Consider the following 11,095-nt stretch of genomic DNA (forward strand, 5'->3'; position numbering starts at 1 on the left):
TAGTACTTATATATATCTATAATAATAGTGAATCTGGCACGCTTATTTCAATACAGCCCCTGTATTGGCTGATGTAACGAGGCGGGCATACCGGGACAAATAACCAGTCTTGACTTTCGGTTCCGGCTGTTTCCATGCCGCTTTCCGTTTAGCCAGTTCTTCATCGCTCACTTCCAGCTGCAGTTTGCGGTTGGGAATGTCGATGGAAATAGTATCGCCGTCCTGAATGAGGGCAATAGGACCGCCTTCCATGGCTTCCGGCGAAATATGGCCAATGCAGGCGCCGCGGCTGGCACCACTGAAGCGGCCGTCTGTAAGGAGAGCAACTTTCAGGCCCATGCCGGTAATGACAGCTGTAGGGTTGAGCATTTCCCGCATGCCCGGGCCGCCTTTGGGGCCTTCGTAGCGAATGACAACGACATGGCCTTCTTTGATTTCGCCGCCAATAATGGCTTTAATAGCGTCTTCTTCGGAATCGTAGCATTTGGCCGTGCCCTTATATACGAGGAGATCCGGTTCAACGGCACTTTCTTTGATGACCGAGCCGTCAGGAGCGAGGTTGCCTGTCAGAATGGCAATGCCTCCTTTGTGCATGTAAGCATTTTCTACGGAATGGAGTACTTCGGGCCGTTCGTTGCGGGCATTGGCAATGCGTTCGCCAATGGTGCCGGTTACGGTCTGAGCATCTGTGTGGATAATGCCCAGCTTGGTCAGTTCTTTCATGACGGCGCAAATGCCGCCGGCTTCATTGAGATCCTGCATATGATACGTGCCGCCAGGACTCATTTTACAGATATACGCAGCTTTGCGGCTGATTTCATCGAATTTCTGCAGCGGCAGGTCCAGACCAGCTTCGTGGGCAATAGCCGGCAGGTGCAGAACCGTATTCGTCGAGCCGCCAATGGCCATATCTACGGCAATGGCGTTTTCAAAGGCTTCCATGGTCATAATGTCGCGGGGCTTCACATTCCGCTTAATCAGGTCCATAATGACGGCGCCGGCTTTTTTCGCCAAAATGCGGCGGGCGCCGAAGTAGGCTGCCGGAATGGTGCCGTTGCCGGGAAGGCCCATGCCCAGCACTTCAGTCATGCAGTTCATCGTATTGGCCGTAAACAGACCGGAACAGGAACCGCAGCCCGGGCAGGCCTGGAATTCCATTTCTGTCATTTCTTCCTGGCTCATCTGGCCCGATTCAACTTTGCCAGCAGCTTCAAACATGGTGCTGACGCTGATATCCTTGCCTTTATGCCGGCCTGCCAGCATGGGGCCGCCGCTGACGACGACAGCAGGAATATTCAGCCGCCCTGCTGCCATGAGCATGCCTGGCACAATTTTATCGCAGTTCGGAATGAGCACGAGGCCGTCAAAGGCATGGCCGTTGGCTACGGCTTCAATGGAGTCGCAAATGAGTTCGCGGCTGGCCAGAGGATATTTCATCCCGCTGTGACCCATGGCAATGCCGTCACAAATGCCGATAGCCGGGAATTCTACAGGCGTACCGCCGGCAGCGGCAACTCCCAATTTGACGGCGTCGGCAATTTCCCGCAAATGAATATGTCCGGGAATGATTTCATTAAACGAATTGACTACGCCAATAAGGGGCTTCTTCAGGTCTTCGTCACTGTACCCCATAGCATGAAACAATGTGCGGTGCGCGGTCCGCGTAATCCCTTTTTTTACTACATCACTGCGCATAGTACCATCCTTTCTTAATACACAATACGAAGCTGTCTGTGAGGCAGACAGGCTACATCTGCTTTACTGGAACAACGCCGCGGGACAGGGATATCTGCCCGGTCCGGGCGATTTCGAGGACTTCATAATCACTGAGCATCTGCAAGAGCGCTTCAATATGATCTTCCCGGCCTGTAAGGCGGAAAATCAGGGACTGGCGCTGTACGTCAACGACTTTGGCATGAAAGAGGTGTGCAATGTTCGTCAGTTCTTCCCGCACAGACGGCGTGTCGCATTTGACTTTGACCATGGCCAGTTCGTAGCTGACCATGGGGCCATCGTCGAGGTTGACGACTTTGATGACGTCAATGAGTTTGGCCAGCTGATTGACAGCCTGATCCAGTTCCCAGCGGTTTTCGACGGATACGACGATGTTGATTCGCGTCACATCCGGTTCTTCTGTATACCCGGCGTTGATGCATTCAATATTGATGGCCCGCCGGCTGATAAGGCCGGCTACGTGGGTCAGAACGCCTGGTTTGTTGTCTGCCAGAATGGCTAAGTGCTGTCTCATCATTGCCCATTTCCTCCTAAAATCATTTCATCAAGGCGCTTGCCGCCTGGCACCATGGGATATACATCTTCATCAGGCGGAATAAAGACATCCAGCAGGGCCGGTCCTTCTGTAGTAAACAGGTTTTTCAGCCCTTCTGCCAGTTCTTCCGGCCGATGTACGGCAAAGCCCGGTACGTTCATGGCGCTGGACAGGCGGGTCAGGTCAGGGTTCTTGTCGAGGACGGACTGGGAATAATGGCCCTGGTAGAACATGCGCTGCCACTGGTTGACCATGCCCAGGACGCTGTTGTGAAGAACGACGACTTTGACGGGTACGCCATAGGTATGAAGAGTGGCAAATTCCTGGCAGTTCATCATGATGCTGCCGTCGCCGGTAAACAGGACGACCTGCTTGTCGGGACAGCCGATCTGGGCGCCCAGGGCAGCTGGCAGGCCATATCCCATGGTCCCCAGACCGCCGGACGTAACGAAATGGCGGGGCCTGTTGACGGAAGAGAACTGAGCGGCCCACATCTGATGCTGGCCTACGTCGGTTACGACAATGGTGTCGTCATCAGTCCATTTCGCAATGGCTTCAAACAGCTTCTGCGGCGACACGGCATCGGCCAGATTGCGGGTCTGGAAAGGATGGGCTGCCGCCATAGCCTGAACGTGTTCGCGCCACGGGCCAAACTGATCGCAGAAATCGACGCCCTTTTCGCGGATTTTCTGGTCAAACAGGGGCAGGGACCAGCGCAGGTCGCCGTTGACGCTGACATCGGCATGGACGATTTTGTTGATTTCCACCTTATCAATGTCGAAATGGACGATCTGGGCGTTGGGAGCAAAGTTTTCCACATCGCCTGTGACGCGGTCGTCAAAGCGGGCGCCAATGGCAATGAGCAGGTCACACTGGGTAACGGCCATATTGGCGGCATAGGAGCCGTGCATGCCGACCATGCCCAGGTTGGCATCGTACGTATCAGGAACGGCGCCTTTGCCCATGAGGGTCGTCACGACAGGAACATGGGTCTTTTCCACAATATCCCGCAGCGTATCGGACATGCCTGACAGGACGACGCCGCCGCCAACGAGGAGGACCGGCTTTCTGGCCTGTTCCAGGGCGGCTGCGGCCTTGTCAATATCTTCATCATGGCCTATATAGGAACCGCTGTAGCCGCGCAGATGGACCCGGTCGGGATAGGAAAATTCAAAAGGTGTATCAAATACGTCTTTGGCAATATCGACGAGGACCGGGCCAGGCCGTCCCGTCGTGGCAATGAAGAAGGCTTCTTTCAGGACCCGCGGCAGATCTTCTGCCTTTTTTACCAGGTAGTTATGCTTGGTAATAGGCGTCGTAATGCCAGAAATATCGGCTTCCTGGAAGGAATCGCGGCCAATGAGGGGCGTAGCCACCTGGCCGCTAATGATGACGAGAGGAATGGAATCCATGTTGGCCGTGGCAATGCCCGTAACCATATTGCATACGCCCGGTCCGGACGTAGCAAAGCATACACCAGGGCGGCCTGTAGCGCGGGCATATCCGTCAGCAGCGTGGACGGCACCCTGTTCATGGCCTGTCAGGATATGGGGAAATTTTGCCTTATATACTTCATCATACAGTGTCAGCACAGACCCGCCGGGATAGCCGAAGACGACCTGTACCTGTTCGCGTTTCAGACATTCAATAACTGCTTGCGCTCCGGTCATTTTCATCGATTACAATCCTCTCTTTTCATCAATCTTTCCTTGCATTAGTCGTTTTTATCGTTTTTATTCAGCCACGACATCATAGCACGCAGTTTCTTGCCGACCTGTTCTACAGGATGTTCAGCGTGCTGACGGCGCATAGCCAGGAAGTGAGCACGGCCGCCGGCTTTGTTTTCCAGGAGCCAGTCTTTGGCAAAGGTGCCGTCCTGAATTTCTTTCAGTACCTGCTGCATGCCTTCTTTGGTGGCATCTGTTACGACACGGGGACCGGAAACGTAGTCGCCGTATTCTGCCGTGTCACTGCAGGAGTTGCGCATCTTCGTCATGCCGCCTTCATACATGAGGTCCGTAATGAGCTTCATTTCATGGAAGGTTTCAAAGTAGGCAATTTCCGGCTGATAGCCAGCAGCAACCAACGTTTCGAAGCCGTCTGTAATGAGCTGGCAAATACCACCCATGAGGACGCACTGTTCACCGAACAGGTCCGTTTCCGTTTCTTCCTGGAACGTCGTCTGGATGACGCCGGCACGGGCGCCGCCAATGCCGCGGGCATAAGCCAGGGCGATGTCAAAGCATTTGCCTGTTGCATCCTGTTCGACAGCAAATACGTCAGGAACACCGCCGCCTTCGACGAAGGTACGGCGAACGAGGTGACCTGGGCCCTTAGGAGCAACCATGAATACGTCTACGTCAGCAGGAGCGACGATCTGTTTGAAGTGAACGTTGAAGCCATGAGCAAAGGCCAGGGCACTGCCCGATTTCAGGTTCGGGCCAATTTCCGTCTTATATACGTCAGCCTGTTTTTCATCAGGAATGAGGACCATCGTAATATCTGCGTCTTTAACGGCTTCAGCAACGGTTTTGACTTCCAGGCCGGCTTTGCGGGCTACATCTGCCGATTTGCTGCCTTCATACAGGCCGACGACGACGTCGACGCCGCTTTCTTTCAGGTTCAGTGCATGAGCATGACCCTGGCTGCCGTAGCCGATAATAGCTACTTTCTTACCATTCATTACATCCCAGTTTACGTCTTTTTCATAAAATACTTTTGCCATGATTTTTTCTCCTTTTCCATTCATGAAAACAAAAAATCCGTCCCTCAAAAAGAGGGACGGATACAAGATTCCGCGATACCACCCTGCTTCCCGGCGCATTACTGCAGCCGAGCGCTCTACAACGTACTAACATACGCGTTTCCGATAACGTGGAAAAATCGTCTGTGCTTAATTACCTGCTTCAGCACGTCTCTTCAGGGATGATTTTCATTGTCTTCCAATTACCGGCTCACACCAGCCGCCGGCTCTCTGGGCATTGGGTCAGACCACTACTCTTTCCCATCATCAGATTTACTTATGAACGCTTTCCTTTCGAAAAGCTTGAACACATTCTACAAAATCAAACTGGGTTTGTCAATGCATTTTCCCCATCTTTTTTCGCATTTTCTTACGTTAAACGTTTCTCTTTTCCGTTCTGTAAGCGTATATGACATGCCTTATTGGCCGCCCTCTTCTTTATAACGTAAATATAACATATTTTAGTTCGTCGTCCCACATTGTATCATATGTTACAAAAATGCATGAATACATTAAATTTTGCGCAACTATAGGCCGGCAGAATTGAATTTATCATAACTATCAAGTATAATTAACATAACAAAAACGCAATTTATTATTCTAAGTGAGAAGGTACGCCTATGAACAGAAACGTATGTGCAGTGTATCTGGGCTGCATCGACTATGAGCGCGGCCTGGGCTATCAGGACGCAGCCAGACAATTAGTACAGGACGGACACTGGGACGGCATCGTCCTCATGCTGCAGCACGATCCGGTTATTACCATCGGCATGCATGGCGGCGATACGCACCTGCTCACGCCGGCAGAATGGCTTTCTGATCACGGCGTGCCCGTCATTCACACCAACCGGGGCGGCGATATTACGTGCCATAATCCGGGCCAGCTCGTGTGCTACCCCATTTTAAACCTGAAAAAATGGAAGCCTGACGTGCACTGGTACGTCCGCACAGTCGAAGACTGGATGATCCGCTCTCTGAAACGCGTCGGCATTCGGGCCGGACGCAAGGCAGTCTACACCGGCGTGTGGGCGGGAAATCAGAAAATTGCCGCCGTCGGCGTCGGCGTGCGCCGCTGGATTACCTTTCACGGCACAGCCCTCAATGTCTGCAACGACCTGAGTCTTTTTTCCCGCATTGTCCCCTGCGGTATTACGGAATTCGGCGTTACCAGCATTGAACAGCAGGGAGTCCATACATCTGCAGACGCCATGGTTCCTATTGTATCTGAAGAATTTACAGCCGCCTTCCCGGCGACAACCTATACTTTCACAACGAACTGGGGTGACCTCTATGAAAGAACAAACAGCCAAAAAGCCAGCCTGGCTTAAACAGCATATCTGCAATGATGAAACGTATCAGAACGTCCGCAATCTCGTCAAAGGGCTGCGGCTCCATACGGTCTGCGAAAGTGCAAACTGCCCGAACATTGGCGAGTGCTTCGGCCACAAGACGGCGACCTTCCTGATCCTGGGCGGCGTCTGCACGCGGGCCTGCCGCTACTGCGCCGTCCCTAAGGGCAAACCGGAAGCGCTGGACCCGATGGAACCAAAAAACCTGGCCGAAGCGACGGCGCACCTGGGGCTGAAGCACATTGTCATTACGTCCGTTACGCGCGATGACCTGCAGTACGGCGGAGCCGAGCAGTTTGCAGCCTGCATTGAAGAAGTCCGCCGCATCAGCCCGGACACGACCATCGAAATTCTGACTCCCGACTTTAAAGGCAGCCTGACGGCCATGAACATTGTCCTCAATGCCAATCCGACGGTTTTCAATCACAACATCGAGACCGTGCGCCGTCTCTTCCCGGAAATCCGCCCTATCGGCGACTACCAGCAGTCCCTGGATGTACTGCGCTATGCCGCTACGAGCCATCCCCACATGCTCATCAAAAGCGGCATCATGGTCGGTCTCGGCGAAACCCTGCAGGATCTGAAAGAAACCTTTGCCGATCTCCGGCAGGCCGGTGTAACCATACTGACCATTGGCCAGTATCTGCAGCCATCGCCGCACCATGTTCCAGTCGCCGAATACGTCACGCCGGAAAAATTTGATGGCTACCGCGAGCTCGCCGAAGACATGGGCTTTCCCCATGTCGTAAGCGGCCCCCTGGTCCGCAGCTCTTACCGCGCCGGCATTACAGTCAGCCAGTGCCTGGCCCATTAACCCTCTAACAGAAAAGGAGCCGTCCGCTTAGTGCAGACAGCTCCTTTTCGCATAGATACCGCATCTCTATGAGGTATACTATTTTCGATTTCCCAGATACCATTTGACGAACTGCTGGGCAATGCGGCCGTTACGGCCGGAATGTTCCATTTCCCAGCGCAGGCCCTGAATGCGCAGTTCATGAGCGTCGAGACAGACGCCGGCCTTGCGCAGTTCGTGGTCAATAATCTGCAGGTACTCATCCTGCGTAGGCGTGGCATAATGCAGAATGAGGCCAAACCGGTCAGACAGGGAAATAGATTCGTTCGTACTGTCGTCGCGGTATACTTCATCCTGTTCGTCACTGCGGTCCTTCCACGTTTCCTTGAGGAGATGACGGCGGTTGGACGTGGCGTACAGGAGGACATTGGGCGGCTGCGGCGATACGCCGCCGTCAATGGCCGACTTGAGGTACTTGTATTCTTTTTCATCTTCATCGAAAGACAGGTCGTCTAGGAAGAGAATAAATTTCCGGCTGCGGATTTCTGCCAGCCGTTCCATAAGCTGGGCCAGGCCGGAGAGCTGACTGCGGCCGACCTGGACAAGGCGCAGCCCCTGGTCATGATACCTGTACACCAGCGCTTTTACGCCAGTGGACTTGCCGGTGCCCCGTGCGCCTGTGAGCAGTACGTTGTTGGCTTCGCGGCCTTCAATGAAGTTTACCGTGTTGGCCAGGAGGCGGCTCTTCTGATGGTCATATCCCAGCAGATCATCCCATTCATAATGGGGAAACTCTTCAATGCCCACAAGACCACCGTCACTGCGGACCCGGAAGGCCATGTATTCCGCCATAGGGCCGCTGCCGTACTGCCGGTAGTGTTCCAGCAGGAGGCGGGCACATTCCTGAGGGCTCGTGCTGCCGCCGAGAGCCTGTGCCAGGGCAGCCCGGCATTCGCTGTGTCTGGGCGCTGCCGGCGTATACGAATCCAGAAAGGCATAGCCAAACAGGGCCGACGCTTTGGCCTGCAAAAAGGGCAGCAGGATCTTCATGTCTTCACCGACTGCTGCTACGAGTCCTGCCCCGTAGGTTCCGGTCCGTTCCACCGTCGCAGCGGCCACATTGTCACCGTCGCAAAGGCGCTGCAGCAAATACTGCTGCCATATATTTCCCGACAATCCCAGACGTTCGGCCTGAGCAATGAGCATTCCTGCCGCCTTGCTGTCCGGCTCCATTCCCTCGCACAGGGATGATACAGCCTGTACCATCTCATCCGCTACAAGGTGCCGGCATATGATCATATCCTCGATCTGCAATACATCCATCCTATCGTTCTCCTTTCCGATGGACCTGTTACGTTTTAAAAATCAATGTATTGTTCTCAACAATACCAAAAAACGCGGCTAATTGCAAGACACGGCCCATATCTCTCCGGCATATGCCGATTCATTTCCCGTCTTGACAAATGGCGCTGCTTCGCTATACTAGTAGTAGAGTGTGACTGATACAGGCCGCACGAAGGGGTACACCACCATCGGTGTAGCTTCTTCGTGCGGTCTATTTTTTTTGAAAGGAGTTATGCCAGATGGTCCGAATCAACGGAAAAGATATTGCCGCAGACGGCATGAATCTCAGAGACTATTTAGACCGGGAAGGGCTGCGTCCGGAACGCATTGCCGTCGAACTGAACGGAGCCATTGTGCGCCGCGGCACGTATGATACGGTAACGCTGAGCGCCGGCGATTCCATGGAAATCGTCCATTTTGTCGGCGGCGGCTAAGGGCTGCTGCTGCGACTGTTACTGCATACTTATACTCAGCAAAGGAGCTGTCCATACAATGGAACAACAGAAAGACGCCCTTATCTTAGGAGGGCATGAATTTTCATCCCGCTTCATTCTCGGCTCAGGGAAATATTCCGTCGACCTCATTCAGGCCGCTGTCGAACAGGCAGGCGCCCAGATCGTCACCATGGCTCTGCGCCGCGTAGAAGCCGGCAAAAAAGATAATATTCTCGACTTTATTCCCAACGGCGTTACGATACTGCCCAATACGTCCGGTGCCCGCAATGCCGACGAAGCTGTCCGCATTGCCCGCCTGTCCCGGGAAGTAGGGTGCGGTGATTTCATCAAAATCGAAATCATGCGCGATTCCAAATACCTTCTGCCGGACAATGCAGAAACCGTAAAGGCTACGGAAATTCTGGCCAACGAAGGCTTCGTCGTCCTGCCCTACATGTATCCTGATTTATATACAGCCCGCGACCTCGTCAGTGCCGGCGCCGCTGCCGTCATGCCTCTGGCTGCCCCCATCGGTTCCAACCGGGGCCTGGCAACGAAGGAATTCATCCAGATTCTCATTGACGAAATCGACCTGCCCGTCATCGTCGACGCCGGCATTGGCCGTCCGTCTCAGGCCTGTGAAGCCATGGAAATGGGTGCTGCTGCCATTATGGCCAATACGGCTCTGGCGACAGCCGGCAATCTGCCCCTCATGGCCCAGGCCTTCCGTCAGGCCATCGAAGCAGGCCGCGCTGCCTACCTGGCCGGCATGGGCCGCATCAGCGAAACGGCGTCCGCTTCCGATCCGCTGACCGGATTTTTAGGCGATTAAGGAGGCTTCATGATGACAGAACAACGCATTGATCATATGAAATATCTGCCCGGCATGGAAATACTGGATTCGGATATGCTCGCTCAGGTAACAGCTTACCATGATTCATTCCGCAACGAAGACTACACGGCAGCTGATGTACAGCGGGCACTGTCCAAGACCCGCCTGGACCCGCAGGACTTCATGGCCCTCCTGTCGACAGCAGCGGCTCCTTATCTGGAACAGATGGCTCAGAAAGCCCACATGGTCACGCGCCGTCACTTTGGCGGAAATATTTCCATTCTCACGCCTATTTACTTTGCAAACTACTGCGAAAATTACTGCATTTATTGCGGCTTCAACTCGCACAACAAAATCAAGCGCGCCCGCCTGACTGACGAAGAACTGCACCGGGAATGTCAGAACATTGCCAATGCCGGCATTGAAGAAGTCCTCATGCTGACTGGCGAAAGCCCCAAAATGTCGGATGTCCGCTATATTGGCAATGCCGTCAAAATTGCCCGCCAGTATTTCCGGGTCATTGGCATGGAAATTTATCCCGTAAATTCGGAAGACTATGCATATCTGCACGAATGCGGCGCTGACTACGTAACGGTCTTTCAGGAAACCTACGATTCTGACAAGTACGAAACGCTCCACCTGGCAGGAAACAAGCGCATCTTCCCGTACCGCTTCTACGCCCAGGAACGGGCCATTCGCGGCGGCATGCGCGGCGTCGGCTTTGCAGCCCTCCTGGGTCTTGCAGATTACCAGAAAGACGCCGTCGCCACAGGGATGCACGCCTGGCTCATGCAGCGGAAATATCCGCAGGCCGAAATTTCCCTGTCCTGTCCTCGTCTGTGCCCGATTATTAACAACGATAAAATCAATCCCAAAGACGTGGACGAACGGAAACTGACGCAGATCATCTGCGCCTACCGCCTATTCCTGCCCTACGCCTGCATCGTCGTATCGAGCCGGGAAAGTGCGGCCTTCCGAAATGCTATCATGAAAATCGCCGCCACCAAGGTCTCGGCCAGCGTCTGCGTCGGCATTGGCGGTCATCTGGAAAACGACGGTTCTGAAAAGGGAGACGAACAGTTTGAAATTACGGACAACCGTCCTTTTGATGAAATGTACGCTGCCATTAAGCACATGGGCCTCCAGCCTGTGACCAGCGAATATATTTACGTATAACCAGGAAACCTCACATCTCTATGATATAACCATAAACAGCAAGACAAAAACAGCAGGGAGACTAATCCACTCCCTGCTGTTTTTGCTTGTATTCTGCAATGTATTTCGCATCATATATAATGAATTTTTATTCTTCCTATTATGCATTATAGTTC

10 protein-coding genes and 1 other annotated feature are annotated in these 11,095 nt (G+C 53.5%); of the genes, 5 read left to right on the forward strand and 5 right to left on the reverse strand.

Translation table 11 applies throughout. The features are described 5' to 3' along the window. Nucleotides 1–42: 42 nt before the first annotated feature. The 4 genes from ilvD to ilvC are packed head-to-tail and all read right to left on the reverse strand — an operon-like array spanning nucleotide 43 to nucleotide 4,994. On the reverse strand, nucleotides 43–1,695 hold the full coding sequence (gene ilvD / locus Q3886_RS05100; protein ID WP_301860090.1) for a dihydroxy-acid dehydratase: 1,653 nt from the start codon (nucleotides 1,693–1,695) through the stop codon (nucleotides 43–45). Nucleotides 1,696–1,747: 52 nt separating this feature from the next. Then, nucleotides 1,748–2,251, reverse strand: a complete 504-nt coding sequence (gene ilvN / locus Q3886_RS05105) for an acetolactate synthase small subunit (RefSeq protein WP_301860091.1) — start codon at nucleotides 2,249–2,251, stop codon at nucleotides 1,748–1,750. Beyond that, entirely contained in the window at nucleotides 2,248–3,945 is a 1,698-nt protein-coding gene (gene ilvB, locus Q3886_RS05110; protein WP_301860092.1) for a biosynthetic-type acetolactate synthase large subunit, read from the reverse strand. The genes ilvN and ilvB overlap by 4 nt, the downstream gene beginning before the upstream one ends. A gap of 38 nt (nucleotides 3,946–3,983) precedes the next feature. Next, nucleotides 3,984–4,994, reverse strand: a complete 1,011-nt coding sequence (gene ilvC / locus Q3886_RS05115; protein WP_301860093.1) for a ketol-acid reductoisomerase — start codon at nucleotides 4,992–4,994, stop codon at nucleotides 3,984–3,986. A gap of 49 nt (nucleotides 4,995–5,043) precedes the next feature. After that, nucleotides 5,044–5,289, reverse strand: a binding site (T-box leader). A gap of 343 nt (nucleotides 5,290–5,632) precedes the next feature. On the opposite strand from ilvC, the gene lipB reads away from it, so the two are divergent. Both lipB and lipA read left to right on the forward strand, forming a co-directional pair. After that, the gene (gene lipB / locus Q3886_RS05120) at nucleotides 5,633–6,340 is read left to right on the forward strand and encodes a lipoyl(octanoyl) transferase LipB (protein WP_301860094.1); all 708 of its coding nucleotides are present in this window, start codon (nucleotides 5,633–5,635) and stop codon (nucleotides 6,338–6,340) included. Further along, on the forward strand, nucleotides 6,303–7,175 hold the full coding sequence (lipA, locus tag Q3886_RS05125; RefSeq protein ID WP_301860095.1) for a lipoyl synthase: 873 nt from the start codon (nucleotides 6,303–6,305) through the stop codon (nucleotides 7,173–7,175). Before lipB ends, lipA begins: the two co-directional genes overlap by 38 nt. Before the next feature lie 78 nt (nucleotides 7,176–7,253). On the opposite strand, the gene Q3886_RS05130 is transcribed toward lipA, so the two are convergent. Continuing rightward, nucleotides 7,254–8,477: an ATP-binding protein gene (locus tag Q3886_RS05130; protein ID WP_301860096.1), complete on the reverse strand. Its 1,224-nt coding sequence runs from the start codon at nucleotides 8,475–8,477 to the stop codon at nucleotides 7,254–7,256. 260 nt (nucleotides 8,478–8,737) lie between these two features. On the opposite strand from Q3886_RS05130, the gene thiS reads away from it, so the two are divergent. Genes thiS through thiH form a run of 3 tightly spaced genes read left to right on the forward strand, consistent with a single transcriptional unit; the run spans nucleotide 8,738 to nucleotide 10,940 of the window. Further along, on the forward strand, nucleotides 8,738–8,932 hold the full coding sequence (gene thiS, locus Q3886_RS05135) for a sulfur carrier protein ThiS (protein ID WP_301860097.1): 195 nt from the start codon (nucleotides 8,738–8,740) through the stop codon (nucleotides 8,930–8,932). A gap of 58 nt (nucleotides 8,933–8,990) precedes the next feature. After that, nucleotides 8,991–9,764 (forward strand): thiazole synthase, encoded by a 774-nt coding sequence (locus Q3886_RS05140; protein ID WP_301860098.1) that lies wholly within the window; start codon nucleotides 8,991–8,993, stop codon nucleotides 9,762–9,764. A gap of 12 nt (nucleotides 9,765–9,776) precedes the next feature. Further along, nucleotides 9,777–10,940, forward strand: a complete 1,164-nt coding sequence (gene thiH / locus Q3886_RS05145; RefSeq protein WP_301860099.1) for a 2-iminoacetate synthase ThiH — start codon at nucleotides 9,777–9,779, stop codon at nucleotides 10,938–10,940. The last annotated feature ends 155 nt before the right edge of the window (nucleotides 10,941–11,095 follow it).

The sequence above is a fragment of the uncultured Megasphaera sp. genome, assembly GCF_958350005.1.
Lineage (GTDB): Bacteria > Bacillota > Negativicutes > Veillonellales > Megasphaeraceae > Megasphaera.